This is a genomic window from Actinacidiphila epipremni (assembly GCF_012034175.1).
In the GTDB taxonomy this organism is placed as follows: Bacteria; Actinomycetota; Actinomycetes; order Streptomycetales; family Streptomycetaceae; genus Actinacidiphila; species Actinacidiphila epipremni.
The window spans coordinates 84314-100411 of sequence record NZ_JAATEJ010000003.1 but is presented as its reverse complement, the minus strand read 5'-3'; the positions used below and the strand labels follow the sequence as shown (position 1 = coordinate 100411).

The following is a 16098-nucleotide window of genomic DNA, read 5'->3' as shown; positions in this document are numbered from 1 at the left end:
GGTCGTACGGGCCCGGGCCCGGGCCCGGGCTCGCGCCGGGCAGGGACGGCAGCGTGCCCGGCCCGGGCAATCGCGCCCGGGCGCCGCGGTGGCCCCCCGCTACACCGGGTCCGGGAGGTCCGTGATGTACGGGCGCAGGAAGGCGCTGATCTCCTCCTCGATCGCCGTCAGCTCCCGCTCGTACTCGTACAGCCGGTTGCGGGTCGCGAGCTTGCCCTGCTCGTCCTGCCGGTTGCCCTCGACATTGCGCCGGACGCCGCCGATCAGCTCCTCCAGGCGGGCGGTCAGCGACGCCGAGACGCCGCGCCACACCTCGCGCAGCTCCTGCGTACGACTGCCGGCGTACTCGCGCGCCGAGGTGTCCGCCGAGCCGCGCAGCTGCTCCGCGAACGCCTCCGCCGCCCGCCCGCGCAGCTTGCCGCCCGACAGCACGACCGACACCGCCGCCATGACCGGCCCGAGCGCCGCGCCGATCGCCACCGCGACCCCGAGCGGCGGCACCGTGACGCCCAGCGCCAGCAGCCCGGCCGCGCTCGCCGCCGACAGCCCGCCGCCGGCCGCCGCGCCCGCGCCGGCCCCCGCGAGCAGCACCGATCCGGGCCGCAGCCGCATCGGCACGCCCTCCAGCACCCCGCGCGCGCCGGTCTGCACGCCGATCGCCGAGGCGAGCATCTGGAGCAGATGGCCGCGCACACCCCCACCCGGCAGCCCGGTCAGCTCGCCGTGCAGCGCGTCGAAGGCGGCCTCGTGCTCGCGCAGCAGCGGGTCCAGCCGGCTCACCAGCTTTTCCTGCCGCTCGGCGATCAGCGGCTCTATCGTCTCGGCGCAGAAGATCTGCATGCGCCGCTGGAGCACACTGCGGTAGCCGTCGAAGACCTTGCGGACCATCGTCTCGCGGCCCTCCGCCGTCAGCCGCTGGCCGAGGGCGTCCAGCCACGGGCTGTGCTCGGCGTTCCAGTCCGGGACCTGCTTGCTCAGCTCCACCAGGTGCTCGGCGAGCTTGCCCTGGATGCGGTGCTCGACGTCCACGAGCCATTCGTCGATCGAGTCGCGGATCTGCGCCATGTTGCGCTGCAACCGCTCCTGCGTGCTGCGGCTCTGCTCCAGCATCGCCCGCAGCTGCTCCGTCGACCGGTCCAGGATGATGTTCTCGCTGTGCAGCCGGCCGCGCAGCCCGACCGCGTTGTAGCGCAGGTACTCCGCGAGCCGCAGCAGCTTGACGCGGGCCGCGTCCCGTACGCAGAAGAGCTCCAGGGCCCGCTCGAACCCGCCGATCGCGGAGCTGCGTTCGAGCTCGGCGTCGGCGGTCAGCCGGGAGCGCAGTGCGTCCCGCGCGCTGACGAAGAAGACGTTGGAGGCCGAGAAGCCGCCGTAGGACGCGCCGACCTGGGCGACCGTGCTGCGGCAGCGGCTCATGACGTCGTTCTGCTCGTCCTCGGCGATGTGGTCGAACTTGTTGACGACGAAGAAGACGTCCCGGTGGCCGAGTTGGAGGACGTGCGCGAGGTATTTCTCCGTCTCGTGCGTGCTGAAGGGGTGGCCGGCGTTGGTGACGAAGACCACCGCGTCGACCTGCTCCAGCATGCCGAGCGTGACCAGTTCGCGGTCGGGGCTCTCGTTGACGCCCGCGGAGTCGACGATCTCGACGGAGTTGCGGAGGAGTTCGAGCTGCTGCGAGACGACGGCGAGCGCGAAGGAGGGGTCGCGCGGCTTGCCCATCGCGTCGAACTGGAGCGTCACCTCGTTGCGGAACTCCTCGACGCCGACGACCGTCGAGCCGCCGCGCCGGTCCGCCGTCCGGTACAGCTCGGCCTGCTCGATCTCGCCCCAGCGCAGCACGGTGGTGAAGGCGGTCGCCGGATTCGCCTTCGCGGGCAGCAGGTTCTTGCCGAGCATGGCGTTGATGAGGGTGCTCTTGCCGCTGCTGAACTCGCCGAGCACCATGATCCTGAACGTCTCGCGCTCCAGCGCGCTGCCGGTGCGGGCGAGTTGCTGCAACCGCACGTCGCCCTCGGCGCCGCCGGTGAGCCGGGCGGACTCCTCGGCGACGCGGCGGATCTTGAGGTAGATGTCGCGGAGTTCGCCGATGCGGGTGTTCCAGCCGTCGAAGCCGGCCGCTGCCGCGGGGGCGGTCGCGGGGGGTGCCGCGGAGTCCGCGGGCGCACCGCCGGGCGGGTACGGCGGCGGGGCGCCGACCGCGTCCGGGCTGCCGGCCGTTGGGCCGGGGGGTGTCGTGGTGCCGCTCGGGCCGGGGGCTGCCGGGCTGGCGCCGGCCGAGTTGGCGCCCGCCGGGCCGGGGGCTGTTGCGGTGCCGCTCGGGCCCGGGGCTGGCGGGGTGTCCCAGGGGCCCTGCGGCGTCGGGTCGTTCGCGTTGTCGTTCATCAGACCTCTTCCCGTGCCGCGAGCCGCGCCGCGACCGTGTCGCCCAGGGACGTCGCCTCCGCCAGCAGCGCGTGCCAGTGCCGGGCGGAGTCCGGGCGGGCGGCCAGGGCCGCGCTGTGGAGATGCCACCACTGCTCGTCGCGCTCCTGTGCGCGGGCGAGGAGTTGGGCGTGGAGTTGGTCGAGCCGGTCCTCGACCCTGGCCAGGTGCCCGGCGAAGGCCGCCGCGACGGTACGTTCCAGAGCGTCGGCCGTACGGTCCAGGCGCCGCTCCTGCGCGCGTTCGACCAGGTCGGCGAGCAGCGCGTCCGCCGCCGCGCCCACCGCGCGGGCCAGCACCTCGGGCGCGAGCGGCGCGAGGACGCTCTCGACGGCCTGCCCCAGCACCTCGGGCACCCAGGAGGCATCCCAACCGCCGTCGTCCGCACCGCCGTTCACGGCGTACGGTGCCGCGACGGGGACGGCCGCGGCGGCCGGATCCCCGCCCGCCGGGGCGGGCACCGGGTCCGTACCGGGGCGGGTACGGGACAGCGCCGCGCGCAGCCACCGCGTGTCGTCGGTGAAGGCCGCGGTGATCTCGCCGGCGACCCACTCCTGGAACTCCCGTACGGCGACGTCCGTCTGCGGCAGGATCCGCAGCCGTACGAAGGCCGGGGTGTCGGGCGCCTGCGCCAACTCGGCGGCCAGCGCCGCCACGCACGCGGCCCTGCGCCGCCCCGCCTCGGCGCCGACCCGGGCCAGCAGCCCGGCCCTGCGCCGGTCCAGCGCGGCGGCCAGGCCCACCCACTCGTACGCCGCGCTCTCCCGCGCCGCGTGCCACACCTCCAACGCCCGGGCCCGCAGCGGGTCGTCCGCCCGCCCGGCGTCGGCGACCGCCCGCCGGGCCGCGTCCGCGACCAGCGCGCAGGCCGCGCCGAGCAGCAGCAACCGCCGCTCGCCGCGGTGCGAGAGCCGCAGCCGCGCGCCGGTCAGCGTGACCAGCGCGCCCCGCAGTTGCGCGAGCCGCTCCCCGGACACCGGCACTCCCGGCCCGGCCAGCACCAACGCCTCGGGCGCGAGCGTGCGTACCCGCTGCCGTACCCGGCGCATGACCTCGCCGACTTCACCGCCCTCGCTGTCCTCGCCGTTCGCACCGCCTTCGTCCCCGCTGGCCACGGCCGCCGCCGGCTCGGGCCCGTCCGCCAGCCGATCCAGCGCCGTGACGACCACGAGCAGCGGAGGGCAGTGCGGTTCACCGGCGAGCGCGCGGACGGCGGCCTGCTCGGTGCTGGTGAGGGCGCGTTCCGCCTGGATGACGACGACGAGGGCGTCGCAGTCGGCGACGAGGCGGGCGGAAGTGGCGTGCGGGGCGGTGAGGTTGGTGGCGGTGGGGGGTGAACCGGCGGCGGCGGGTGGGGGGTTGTGCGGTCGGTCGGAGGTGGGCGCTACGCCCTGCGAACCGGACTCCGGGGCAAGGGCGTTCGGGCCGGTCGGGGCCGAAGTTCCGCTGGGCGGAGCTGCGTTTGCCGCCGGGGCTGCCGAAGTGCTGCTGGGCGGAGTTGCGTTCAGAGCGCTGGGGTTCGAAGTACGTTGCGCCGACGCGAGGTTCACGGACTGCGGCTCGGCGTAGGCGTGTTGGCGCCCAGGGTCCGAACCGCCGGGCGCCGCACCGGACATGGAGTCGAGCGAGTCGGCCACCCACACGTCCCAGCCCTGCGTGTCGACGAGTTCGAGCCCCGCCTCCGCCAACCACCCGTCGCCGGCGTCCGCTTGGACCGTCACCACGCGGTACCCGTCGTCCGGCGCGCCCTGGGCGGTGTACGGGCGGACGAGGGTCGGCGGGTCGTCGGAAGGGCGGACCGAGACCGGTAAGAGGGCGGCACCCGCGAGGGAGTTGACGAGCAGCGACTTGCCCGTGTTCGTACCGCCCACGAAGCAGACCCGGGCCACCGGCGAGCGGGCGCGGCGCAGCGACTGGCGGATCAGGGTGGAGAAGAGGTCCGCGCCGGCGCGGTCGGCGAGCAGGGCGACCCGCTCCGCCAACTCCCGTGCGTCCTCGCCGTCTCCCGTGTCCGCCGCGTCCACCGCGTGCCCCCGTCTGCTGTGTGCCGTGCCGGCACACCATCATGGCGACCGGCGCGCGATTTGACCGGGGTTTTCAGCAACCGACCGCAAATAAAGGCCCGTTGGCCGGGGCGCGGCCCGGTGGCGTCCGGGCCGGACAGCGCTCCCCCCGGGGGGAAGCGCCGCTCAGCCCCGGGGCAGCACCCCGCACAGCGCCTCCAGGGCGGCGCCGAACGCGTGGTCCGGCGGGGCCACGTAGCCCACGACCAGGCCGTCGCCCGGCGTGCCGGAGGAAGGGGCCTGCGGGTGGCGGTACGAGGCGAGGGCGCTGAGGGCGACGCCCCGGGAGTCCGCCGCCTGCGCCACCGCCGGCTCAGGCCCGGTCGCCGGAGCTCCACTCCGGACATGTCGGCCTGGCGCCGGCCGAGCGCCGAGCGCGGACCGTACCACAGGCTCTGGCCGCGGGGACTTTGGCGCGGACGTCGCTGGTCTTGCGTCAGCCGCAGGCTCGGGCCCCCGCGGGGTGGAGCGTCCGCCGGGTCGCCGACCAGGCAGTCGGTCGCGGGCCGTACCGCGCACTCCGGTCGCCGGGATTCCGAAGTGTACCTTGCCGGGCACGCGTCGGCCGTGCGTCGCCCACGGGCTCCGGTCGCCGGGCTTCGGTGCGGGCGTTGCCGGGCGCGCGCCGGCCGTGTGTCGGCCACGAGCTCTGGTCGCCGGGCTTCGGTGCGGGCGTTGCCGGGCGCGCGCCTGCCGAGCGTGGGCCGCGGATCCTGGTCGCCGGAATCCTCCAGTGCGGGCGTGTCGGCGGGGCGCCGGCGGGGCGTCGGCCGCGGGCAATGCCGGGGGCCGTACCGCCGGCTCGGCCCGAGCGAAGCCGAGCGTCGGCCGCGGGCCACACCGTGGGGCCGCCCCGCGCGGGGCAGACCGTACCGCGGGCTCTGGGCGGCGGAGCTCCGGTGCGGACCTTGCCGGTCGTGCGCCCGCCGTGCCGGCCCCCGGGCCCGTAGCTCCGGTGCGGGCGTTGACGAGCGGGCGCCGGGCGTGCGTCGGCCGCGGGTCCGGCTCGCGGAGCCCCCCGTGAGCGTGCCCGCAGGGCCTATGTGCCGATTTTGCCCAGCAGGTCGACGATGCGGGACTGGACGTCCGTGCTGGTGGAGCGTTCGGCGAGGAAGAGGACGGTTTCGCCGGAGGCGAGGCGGGGGAGTTCGGCGGGGTCGATGTCGGCGGAGGTGTAGACGACCAGGGGGGTGGTGTTGAGGCGGGAGTGGCTGCGGAGCCAGTCGACGATGCCCTGGCGCCGGCGGCGGATGAGCATCAGGTCCATCACCACCAGGTTGGGGTGGACCTGGGCCGCGGTGGTCATCGCCTCGGCCTCGGAGGTCGCGTGGGCGACCTGCATGCCGCGGCGTTCGAGGGTGGCCGCGAAGGCCTGGGCGATGGGCTCGTGGCTCTCGACGAGCAGCACCCGCGGCGGGTGCTGCTCGCTGTCGCGCGGGGCGAGCGCCTTGAGCAGTACGGCGGGGTCGGCTCCGTAGGCGGCCTCGCGGGTGGCCTGGCCGAGGCCGGCCGTCACGAGGACGGGTACGTCCGCCGCCGCGGCGGCCTGGCGCAGCGCTTGCAGGGCCGTACGGGTGATGGGCCCGGTCAGCGGGTCGACGAACAGCGCGGCCGGCGGTTCGGCGACCTGCGCGTCCACCTCCTCCCGCGACCGTACGATCACCGGACGATAGCCGCGGTCGGTGAGCGCCTGCCGCGTCGAGACGTCCGGCTCGGGCCACACCAGCAGCCGGCGCGGCTCGTCGAGCGGCTCCTCCAGCCGGTCGTCCGCGAGGTCCGCGCCCAGGCCGGCGTCGCCCATGTCGGTGACGTCGACCGCGCCGTTCGGACCGTCCAGCGGCTCGGGACCCTCCGCGGCACCGGCCGCGGGCGCGCCTATCGCGTAGGAACGGCCGGGCGGCTGCTGCTGGGGTTGTACGGGGCCGGGGGCCGGCGGCACCGGGCGCAGCAGGGCCGTCTCCTCCTCGGGGGACGGCGCGGGCGGCTGCGCCGCCGGGGCCGGGGCCGGGGCGGGCGGGGCGTGCGGCTCGGGGCGGGGCAGCGGCAACTGGCCGCTGTCCGGGTCGGCCTGCGGGTGCTGGCGGGCCTGCGTCTCGCCGCCGGGGCCGTGCGGCTGGCTCGGCACCTGCTGGATGAGGCTGCGGGTCGAGGGGGCGTTGTCGTCGGCGGCGCGGTCCGGGCTGAGCCGGCGGCGGCGCCCGGAGCCGCCTGCGGCGACCTGCGCGGGCAGGCCCTGCGGGCTGCTCGCCTCGACGGCCTGGGTCTGCGTCTGCGGGTCCTGCGCCGGTGCGCCCCCGGCGCCGTTCGGGCGGTGCGGGTAGACCCCTTCGCCGAGGGTGCGCACGCTTATGGCCCGCCCGTACGTGCTGTGCGTCGGGTCCTGCGGCGGTACGGCCACGGCGGGCGGCGCGGGCGGCGGTGAGGCGAGCGCGGGGCGGGTGCCTTGGGCCGGGGGCCACTGGGTGGCGGGGGGCAGGGCGTTCGGGGCGGCCGGGGGAGCTGGGGGCGTCGGCTGCTGCGGGGGGGTGGTGGAGGCGGCGGGGGCTTGCGGCTGCGGCTGCGGCTGTGACTGCGCTCCGGCGTCGGGCCAGGCGTTGGGGGACGCGGGGGTGCTGCCCGCGGCGGGCCAGGACTGCGGGGCCGGGCGGCCGGCGTCGGGCCAGGTCTGCGGGGCCGGCGGCTGGGCCGAGGGGGCCTGGGGGGCGGGCAGTTGGGGCTGCGGCGGCGGCGGTGGGGCGAGGGCCGGGGTCTGGGCCGCGGGCGCGGAGGGGGGTGCGGGGGCGGCCGGGGTCCCGGGGACCGCCGGGTGCGGTGGCTGGGGCTGGGGGTGGGCCTGCTGGGCCGGCACGGCGGGGGTCGGGGGCTCGGGGGCGCGGTGGGCGGCGCGGCGGGCGGTGCCGTTGGCTTCGGGGGTGGCGCCGGGTGCGGTGGGGAGGCCGGTGGGGACGACGCCGGGTGCGCCCGGGTGGCCGCCGGGTGCCGTGGGGAGGCCGGTCGGGACCGGGCCGGGTGCGCCCGCGTGAGGGCCGCCGGGTGCGGTGGGGAGGCCGGTCGGGACGACGCCGGGGGCCGTGGGGTGGGGGCCGCCGGGGATGCCGGGGTGGGGGCCGCCGGGTGCCGTGGGGAGACCCGTGGGGACGACGCCGGGTGCGCCCGGGTGAGGGCCGCCGGGTGCGGTGGGCAGGCCCGTGGGGACGACGCCGGGGGCCGTGGCCTGAGGTCCGCCGGGGGCGTCTTGGGCTGCGGCCGGGAGGGCGTTGGGGATGGGTGGGGCGGGGAGCTCCGCGCGGTCCGAGGGGGCGGCGGCGTTGCGGGGTTCCTCGGTACGGGCCCGGCGGCGGCCGGTCGGGGGCTGCTGCTGCGGCTCGGGTCCTGCCGGTGCGGGCTCGGGCCTGCCCTCGGGGCGGCGCAGGGCACGCCGGCGCCCGGTGGGTGCGGTGCCGTCCGGCTCCGCCGGGCCCGTTTGCGCCGGGACGTGCGGGGTCGGGGCCGCGGGCTGCGCGGGACCCAGCGCGAGGGGCCGGCCCGGGGCGCCGGGGGCCTGCCCGTGCGCCTGGCCCTGCGCCGGCCCCTGCCCTTGACCCTGGACCTGCCCTTGCGCCTGGACCTCCCGCCGGACCTGACCCTGACCCTGCGCCTGAGCCGTCCACGCCCCCGCGTCGCCGCCCGCCGCGCCCGCGCCCGTGCCGCGCATCCCGCGCGCGGGCTCGGCCGGCAGCGGCATGACGGTGGTCTCGGACGACGCGCCTGCCGCACCCCCGTCCTCCGCGCCGGACGCGCCGCCGGCACCAGCACCGGCCCCGCCACCAACCCCGCCCCCCGCCCCGCCGGCCTTCGCACCGCCGTCCGCCGCGCCCGCGCCATGAGCCGACGCCGATGCACCGGAGCGGACCTTGTCCGTACTCGTATGGACACCACGCCCACCACCACCGCCACCCGACGCACCCACCGGCACCTCCAGGACGTACGCGCTGCCCTGGCCGGGCACCTGGTGGGTCTGGAGGACGCCGCCGTGGCGTTCGACGATGCCGCGGGCGAGCGGGAGGTGGACGGGGTCGCCGCCGGGGTGGGGGCCGTGGACGTCGATGCGCACGACGTCGCCGCGCGGGGCCGCGGCCACCACGATCGTCGAGTCGCCGCTGAAGGCGAGCGCGTTGCCGGCCGCGTCGATGCCGGCGACGTCCGCGATGAGGTGGGCCAGCGCCTGCGCCATCCGGTCGCCGTCCACCGCGACCTCGACGGGCGGCGCGTGCACCGCGAACTGCGCCCGCCCCGGCCCGATCAGCTCGGTCGCGCCCTCGATGGCCGCCGCGATCACATGGTCGAGCCCGACGTCCTCGCGCCGCAGCTTGTCCTCGCCGCGGTCCAGGCGCTGGAAGGCCAGCACATTGTCGATGAGGGTCGTGATGCGGGCGTAGCCGGCCGACAGGTGGTGCAGGATCTGGTTGGCCTCGGGCCACAGCTGCCCGGCCGGGTCGGCGGCCAGGCCCGTCAGCTCGCCGCGCAGCTCCGCGAGGGGGCCGCGCAGGGAGTCGTCGAGCAGCGCCCGCAGCTGCGCGGTGCGGGCGGCGAGCGCGTCGAAGGCGGTGCGGTCGGTGAACGTCATGACCGCGCCGACCAGCTGGTCCCCGTCCCGTACCGGCGCCGTCGTGAGGTCCACCGGCACGGGCTTGCCGTCCTTGCGCCACAGCACCTGCCCGCGCACCCGGTGCTTGCGCCCACTGCGCAGGGTGTCGGCGAGCGGCGTCTCCTCGTACGCCAGCGGGCTGCCGTCCGGGCGCGAGTGGTGCACCAAGGGGTGCAGCTCCTTGCCGCCGAGGTCGGTGGCCCGGTAGCCGAGGATCTGCGCGGCCGACGGGTTGACCAGCACCACCTTGCCGGCGGTGTCCACGCCCACGACGCCCTCGGCCGCCGCCCGCAGGATCATCTCCGTCTGCCGCTGCTGGCGGGCGAGTTCGGCCTCGGTGTCCATGGTGCCGGTGAGGTCGCGCACCACCAGCATGAGCAGTTCGTCGCCGGTGTAGTGGGGGACGCCGTCGCCGTACTCCGCGTACGGGGTGCGGGCGTCCTCCAGGTTCGCGCTCGTGACCTCGACGGGGAATTCCGTGCCGTCGGTGCGCCGGGCGACCATCCGGGTCGGCTTCGTGCGCCGGTCCTCCTCGGCCTCGCGCAGGCTGCGCATGGAGCCGGGGATGCGCTTGGAGTCGAAGGACGGCAGCAGGTCCAGCAGGCCGCGCCCGACCAGGGCGGTGCCGGGGGATTCGAACGTCTCCAGCGCGATGGAGTTGGCGTTGACGACGGTGCCGTTGACGTCGACCAGCAGCAGGGCGTCCGGGAGGGCGTCGAGTATGGAGGCGAGGCGAGCAGCGCCTCGGGATGGCCTGCTGCTCACGAGACGCGTCCTCTCTGGTCACCGCTTTGCGTCTGGTCCCGGCGCGTGCACGCTGCGCCCGCCCGCCCTGCCGGTCCCTGGCACCGGCCGGCTGCGTCAGCTGACTTTACGGGCGGCCCATCTTGCCGCCACCCCCGGGACATGTCACTAGACCGAGTGTACGGGTCGGGTCCGGGGGCGGGGTCACGGATGCCCATGTGGGGCTGTGCGTATAGGGGTTCGGTCGTGTGCGGGATTTGTGTGTCGTCGGTCACCCCGCCGGGGCATTACGCGGCCTCGCGCGCGCTCAGGCGGCGAGGCCGCGGGTGCCGCCGCCGGCGGCCGTGGGGGAGGGCAGGGCGGGGACCATGCGGTTCCAGCGGGCGACCTCGCAGCCGTCCGTACGGCGGTACGTCTCGTCGACGGGCTCGCCGTGCCACAGGCCGCTGACGTGGGCGGTCTGGGGGCCGCCGTAGATCATCGAGCACATCTGCCCGGCGGGTACGGGGGCGAGGGGCCCGCCGAGCGTGTCGAGCCGCCGGCAGGCGTCCTGCTCCTGCGCGGACCGCACGACCCGCCCCCCGCACGCGAGCGTCCGGGTACTGGCGTGCCCGTCGCCGTCGTCGTACGTGACGGTGAGCCGGTCCCCCCGCCACCCGGCGGTGGACCAGGGACCCCCGACGGCCGCGGCGCTTCGGGCTGCCCCGAGCAGGGCCGCGAGCCCGAGCACGACGGCTCCGCCGGTACGGAGGGCACGGCGGCCAGCGGGCCGGGTACGGGGCCGATCGCCGGAGGTACGGGGCCGATCGCTGCCGCGGGCGTTGCGGGTGACGAACCCGGCGCCGGACGTGACGTCGCCGGAGCGGCCGAGACGCGTGAGGGAACGGTCGAGGAGGCCGCCGAGGCGGCGGGCGGCGCGAGCGCTGACGAGAGCCATGCCATTCCTCTACCGCGGGGCCCCGCCCGACCCCGGCCATTCCACCCATCCGTGGGCGCGCCGCCCCCGACCCCGAGACACGGCCGGGTCCCCTCCCGCGAGGTGCGGACGGCACCCGGCGGTTCGACCCCGGCATCCCACAGGCACCCGGCATCAGGGCATCAGGCACCCACGGTCAGGCACCCCACGCCAGACACCCACACCAGGCACCCACACCAGGCACCCGGCATCCCACCCACCGGATTTTGCCGCCCCACCGGCACAACCCCTTTGCCCTGCCCACCGGCGGCCTTGTACCGTAGTCTGCGATTGGTCGCAGCCCACACGGCTGTGCCATCATCAGCACACGCACCCCTCGCGGGGTCGCGCCTTGGAGGCGTCGCCTAGTCCGGTCTATGGCGCCGCACTGCTAATGCGGTTTGGGCTTTACCGTCCATCGAGGGTTCAAATCCCTCCGCCTCCGCCACCACACCCCGGAACCCCGCCCGTCCCCCGGACCGCGGGGTTCCGCCGTTCCCACCCCCACCCCTCCTCGGGCCCCACCACAGGCCCACCTCCCCCCTGACCTGCCCGTTCCCCTCCTCCCCCCCCCCCCCCCCTTATCGATTTCACCTCCCGCCGCACCTCATGTAATGTTGTTCCCGCAACGCCGACCGGCCCAAAAGCCACGAAGCAGCCCCGCACTCGTAGCTCAACGGATAGAGCATCTGACTACGGATCAGAAGGTTGCAGGTTCGAATCCTGCCGAGTGCACATAGTGCAGAAGCCCTCCGGGATCATCCCGGGGGGCTTCTGGCGTCACTGGCCGAGCAGTACGGCGGGGCAGCACCGGGCGGCGCCTTTCGTCCCGGGGCGGAAGAGGCGGCCGTTTGCCGGCCCGGGCGGTCAGCGGGATGCGGTGTTGTCGACGGCCACCTCGCGCACCATGGCCGTCAGGACCGGCGAGTCGGGGGAGGGCTGGCTCCGGCCTATGTCGTGGTAGCCCCAGGTCTCGTAGAGGCGGTGGACCTTTCCGTCGCCGGCCAGGGGGTTGACCATGAGGGTCACCTGGGTCTCGGGGCGCTGGGACAGCAGGCTGTCGTGGATGGCGAGCGAGGCGCCGGTCTTCCGCCAGGGCACGCGGACCATGATCTCCTTGAGTGCCAGGGTGGGAGTCCGGGTCAGGGTGTCGGGGAGCGGGCTGGTGACGCGTTTCCAGAAGCGGTCGCCGTACTCGATCCGGTTGCCGTACGCGTATCCGACGGCCTGGTCCCCGTCGTAGCCGACGACTGCTTCCCAGCCGGGCTCCGAGGCGTGGCGGGCGAGCCGCTCGGCGTAGCGCTCGACGGAGTAGTGGGGATCGTGCAGCCGGTCGGCCCGCACCTCGGCGTAGACGTCGATGAGCGTGTCCCAGACGGGTTCGATGTCCCGGAAGTGACGGAGTTCGATGCCCGAGGCAGTCACGGGAGGTCCTTTCGGTCGGCGGTCTGTTCGTCCCACGACCGGGCAGCCCGGCTGTTCGGTGCGACGGTACGCAACTTGGTTCCGAAGTCGTCCAGCATGCGCGCCACCCGCGGGTGGGCGATCCGGGCGCCCGCCGCTGTGGCGACTGCGGGTTCGAGGTCGCCTTGGCCCAACTGGGCATGGGCGAGGCGTGCAGTGGCGATGGCTCGGCTGCGCACCATGTGCGGGCGCAGAAGTGAGATGCCGCGGTGGGCATGGGCCTCGGCCTGCGCGTAGTTTCCGAGCGCGAGGTGAGCGGTCAGCGCCAGGCTCTCGATCTCGGCCTGCCCGAAGAAGGCCGTCATCCATGTAGGACGCCGCTCGCCCAAGTCCGCCCGTCCGTAAGCAGCCCGAGCCGTGCCGATGGCCCGCTCGACGGCGACCGCATCATGGGTGAGCCCCAGGATCGCGGCGTGCCGGGCATGACCCAGCGAAGCGAACAGCGGATCGCGCCGGGTGATCGGCAACCCGCGTGCGACGTCGTTTGCCGCCAAGGCATCGATCGGGCGTCCCAAGTGCCGGTACAGACTCCCCGCATGCGACCAGATGCGGAACTGGATCGCCGCGTCACCCGACATCGCCGCGAGGGTGGACGCCCGGTCGAGGTAGCGTTGCGCCTCGTTGAAGCGCCGGCCGTCGATGGCCGCCCACAGGGCGCTGGACGTGAAGGACGCGGCAGCGGCGTAGAGGCTACTGCGGACACGTTGGCTGGTCGAACCGCGCTGAAGCAGCGACAACGCCTCCCCGGCCAGGGCGGAGGCGCGTGTTTCGATGCTGATCAGGCCGCCGTACTTGTGGTCTTGGTCGATGATCGCGGCGAACTTGTCCTCCAACCGCGCCACATCGCTGCGACCGATCCGCTTGGTCGAGCCCAGGCCGGAAGCGAGAGCTGCGGCTGCCGTTCCCGTCGCCGATGTCATGAAGGTACGGCGTTGCAAAGGATCAACCTCCCGCGGTGCTGCGGAGCGTGGTGACTCGAACCCTAAGTCCTCGACCGAGCAGCCGAGAACCATCTCCAAAGCGGCGCATGTCCGCCCGATGGGCCGCCTGGTACTTCCGCTCAGCAGGTTGCGGACGGTCCGGTCGGTGACATCGCCCGGCCGTCCCGTGATCTGTGCCAGTGCATCGTTCATCCGAGCCGCGAACTCTTCCTGGGTCACCCCGAGTTCATCCATCCGGGCCTTCAGAACGAGGTTCACTCCCATGCACCGAACGTAAGGGCGCTGTCCCCAATCGCACCAGCTGTCGGGTAATGCATACGTAAAGTTTTCCGCCTTTCGGTAGGCGGACCACACACGTCTCTTCCTGTCGGCACCCGCACCGGTGCCCTTCACTGACATCACCCGCCGCGGGGCTCCAGCAGCCGACAGCTCCAGCAGTCGACAGCCCCGAGCGGCCGGCCGTCAGGGAATCGGCGAGAGGTGTTGACCATGGTTCCTGGCTTTCGCTTCGGTAGCAGGCTGGACTTGGCCTGCCTGCCGTCTGCTCCAGCTCACGCCCGACGCCATGCGTGCGAGGTGCTCCAGGGCTGGAGCCTTACGGACGAGGTCGTCCGGGACGCCCTCACGATCGTCTCCGAGCTGACGACCAACGCCGTTCGTCACACCGGTGAGCCCAACGAGCAGGAGTTCGAGCAGCAGGACCGACCCGCAGCCCGTATGTGCTCCCTGACTTTGTGGATCGCCTGGAAATGGCTGTTCGTTGCTGTCGCGGATCAGAGCGAACGGCTGCCGCAACTGCGGCCGATCTCGCTCGACGCCGAAACCGGCCGCGGGCTGCAACTCATCGCCGGGCTCACTGACGGGAACTGGGGATTCGAGAAATCCGAGCCTGCCGGAAAGGTCGTCTGGGCGGGACTGGCCATCCCAGTTCCTCCGATGCAGACGTCGTTATCCACCACGCGCTGCCCTGCCCGGCCAGGCGGCATCGTCGCCTCCCCCGGCCGCCTCTGGACGTATGTCGATGTGATCCACAACCGATCCGCACTCACCCCCAGGGATACGCCGTGACCGCCCCCGACTCCATCCCCATGAACGGCCGCGCCCCGACGCCCGACCCTCCGACCATCTGCTCGGCGATGACCGTCCTGCCCGACCCGCTCGCCCGAACCGCACTTGCCTGGACCGGCGATCACCACGGCGATCCCGCGGACATCCGCGACCTGCGCTGCACCCTCGAATCCCACACCGGGGGCTATCACTACGCTCTGGTCCACGATGTCGCCGGCAACACGGCCGTGTGGAGCCGCTGGCCCCAAGGCAGCATCCCCGACACGCTGCTCGTCCTCCCCGACTGCCTCGCCACCCACCCCGACCACGGCGGCTGCAGCGAGTACGAAGGCCACCCCGGCGGCCACACCTGGCAACTCCACGACCCCTGGAACCCCCGCCCCGCCCGGCCCGAAGGAACTGCCGATGCCTCATGACCTGATCGTCAGCCCGTCCCCCGACGGCTACTTGGCCTTACGGCCCGGCAGTACCGCAGGAGCACGTCTGTCCCCACGATTGGGCCCGTGCACCCTTCCGTACTCACGGTGGACTTGTTCGCGGACATCCTGCGGACCGCTGGTACCAGACGCTTCCTGCCGTACCGACAAGGACCTGCGCTGGTCCGGCGCCAAGGCGGAGTCAGCGCTGACAGGGGATGTCGTCCACCGGCCCGGCGGGACGCTGATCCCCACGCTCCTCGAACGTGGCACCGGCATGCTCAAGGTCTACGCCTACGGCGTCGAGCCCGACATTGGCGTCATCGCCGCAGAGTTGGCACGGAAGCTCGCCGCAACCTGCGGCGCAGGCAAGCCGCGGTCGGAGGCTGCGTCGCAGGTGCCATCGGCCCGATGGCGCCAGGCCCTACTCCAGCAGGCGTTCCGCGTCGGGCGGGACCCAGGGGAAGGGGACGTCGGGCCAGTGGGTGGCGGACCAGGTGGGGAGGTCGACGGCGAGGACGGCGGTGATGAAGGCGGGGGGCGGCTGGTAGCCGTGGGCGGCGATGTAGTGGGTGATCAGGAAGGGCGCCGCGTAGGCGGTGCCGGGTTCGCCGGGGATGCGTATCTCGCCGTTGCCTTGCGGGGCTTGCTCCGCCGGGCACAGGTCGCAGTCGTGGAAGCCGAGGCAGACGTTCATCCACTGGACCTCCTGGAGGGCCCTCAGCTTGTCCAGGAAGCCGGCCGGGACGGGCCCCGTCGGGTACGGCTTGCCCGCTTCCAGCCATCCGACGTTCAGGCGGGTGTACGCGGGGCGGTACGAGAGGCCGCGGAACGACTCCCTGTCGTCGAACGTGTCCTCGTCCCGGTAGGTGTACGCGCTGAGGTCCTCGTAGAACACCTGGACATCATGCCCGGGCGCTGGAGCCCGGCTCAGCTCAGGGGCGGGACGCCCAGGTCGGCCAGGAGGGCCAGGACGCGGGCGTGGATCGCGTCGCGGATGGGGCGGACGGCGGCGGTGTCTTGGCCCGCGGGGTCGGGGAGGGGCCAGTCGAGGTAGCGCTTGCCCGGGAAGACGGGGCAGGTGTCGCCGCAGCCCATCGTGATCACGACGTCCGAGGCTTGGACGGCCTCGGCGGTCAGGACCTTGGGGACCTCCGCCGAGATGTCGATGCCCGCCTCGCGCATCGCCTCGACCACCGCGGGGTTCACCGAGTCGGCCGGTACGGAGCCCGCCGAGCGGACCTCGACCGCGTCGCCCGCCAGGTGGGTGAGGAAGGCCGCGGCCATCTGCGACCGGCCCGCGTTGTGCACGCAGACGAAGAGCACGGAGGGGACGGTGGACGCGCTCACGGGGTTCACGGCGTTCACGGGCTTCAGGGGGTTCACGGGGTTCACGGCG

General features: G+C 74.4%; 11 protein-coding genes and 2 tRNA genes. 4 read left to right on the top strand and 9 right to left on the bottom strand.

Annotated features, from left to right (window positions below; all coding sequences use genetic code 11):
- Positions 1–99: 99 nt before the first annotated feature.
- The 5 genes from HCN08_RS05630 to HCN08_RS05610 form a co-directional block, all read right to left on the bottom strand.
- Positions 100–2382 carry a dynamin family protein gene (locus HCN08_RS05630; RefSeq protein WP_167981762.1) on the bottom strand — a complete coding sequence of 761 codons (2283 nt, stop codon included), beginning with the start codon at positions 2380–2382 and terminating at the stop codon, positions 100–102.
- A complete protein-coding gene (locus HCN08_RS05625) occupies positions 2382–4445 on the bottom strand; it encodes a hypothetical protein (protein WP_167981761.1) in 2064 nt (687 codons plus the stop codon). The genes HCN08_RS05630 and HCN08_RS05625 overlap by 1 nt, the downstream gene beginning before the upstream one ends.
- A gap of 165 nt (positions 4446–4610) precedes the next feature.
- The gene (locus tag HCN08_RS05620) at positions 4611–4790 is read right to left on the bottom strand and encodes a hypothetical protein (protein WP_167981760.1); all 180 of its coding nucleotides are present in this window, start codon (positions 4788–4790) and stop codon (positions 4611–4613) included.
- A 733-nt stretch (positions 4791–5523) separates the two neighbouring features.
- Complete coding sequence (locus tag HCN08_RS05615) at positions 5524–9876, bottom strand: hybrid sensor histidine kinase/response regulator (protein ID WP_167981759.1); 4353 nt, start codon at positions 9874–9876, stop codon at positions 5524–5526.
- Positions 9877–10162: 286 nt separating this feature from the next.
- Positions 10163–10792, bottom strand: coding sequence for an SSI family serine proteinase inhibitor (locus HCN08_RS05610; protein ID WP_167981758.1), 630 nt, complete (start codon positions 10790–10792; stop codon positions 10163–10165).
- Positions 10793–11164: 372 nt separating this feature from the next.
- Here HCN08_RS05610 and HCN08_RS05605 point away from each other — a divergent pair.
- A tRNA-Ser gene (locus tag HCN08_RS05605) sits at positions 11165–11258 on the top strand.
- 214 nt (positions 11259–11472) lie between these two features.
- Positions 11473–11545: transfer RNA gene (locus HCN08_RS05600), tRNA-Arg, on the top strand.
- Positions 11546–11677: 132 nt separating this feature from the next.
- On the opposite strand, the gene HCN08_RS05595 is transcribed toward HCN08_RS05600, so the two are convergent.
- Both HCN08_RS05595 and HCN08_RS05590 read right to left on the bottom strand, forming a co-directional pair.
- The gene (locus tag HCN08_RS05595) at positions 11678–12235 is read right to left on the bottom strand and encodes a GNAT family N-acetyltransferase (protein ID WP_322974249.1); all 558 of its coding nucleotides are present in this window, start codon (positions 12233–12235) and stop codon (positions 11678–11680) included.
- The gene (locus tag HCN08_RS05590) at positions 12232–13479 is read right to left on the bottom strand and encodes a helix-turn-helix domain-containing protein (RefSeq protein WP_167981756.1); all 1248 of its coding nucleotides are present in this window, start codon (positions 13477–13479) and stop codon (positions 12232–12234) included. Before HCN08_RS05590 ends, HCN08_RS05595 begins: the two co-directional genes overlap by 4 nt.
- Positions 13480–13704: 225 nt before the next feature.
- Here HCN08_RS05590 and HCN08_RS05585 point away from each other — a divergent pair, with 225 nt between their 5' ends.
- Positions 13705–14283 carry an ATP-binding protein gene (locus HCN08_RS05585; protein WP_240969831.1) on the top strand — a complete coding sequence of 193 codons (579 nt, stop codon included), beginning with the start codon at positions 13705–13707 and terminating at the stop codon, positions 14281–14283.
- Positions 14280–14699, top strand: a complete 420-nt coding sequence (locus HCN08_RS05580; protein ID WP_167981754.1) for a hypothetical protein — start codon at positions 14280–14282, stop codon at positions 14697–14699. The genes HCN08_RS05585 and HCN08_RS05580 overlap by 4 nt, the downstream gene beginning before the upstream one ends.
- A gap of 424 nt (positions 14700–15123) precedes the next feature.
- Here the strand turns inward: HCN08_RS05580 and HCN08_RS05575 are convergent, their stop codons facing one another.
- The gene (locus HCN08_RS05575) at positions 15124–15597 is read right to left on the bottom strand and encodes a DUF7919 family protein (protein WP_167981753.1); all 474 of its coding nucleotides are present in this window, start codon (positions 15595–15597) and stop codon (positions 15124–15126) included.
- A gap of 32 nt (positions 15598–15629) precedes the next feature.
- Complete coding sequence (locus HCN08_RS05570) at positions 15630–16049, bottom strand: arsenate reductase ArsC (RefSeq protein ID WP_322974248.1); 420 nt, start codon at positions 16047–16049, stop codon at positions 15630–15632.
- Positions 16050–16098: the final 49 nt, after the last annotated feature.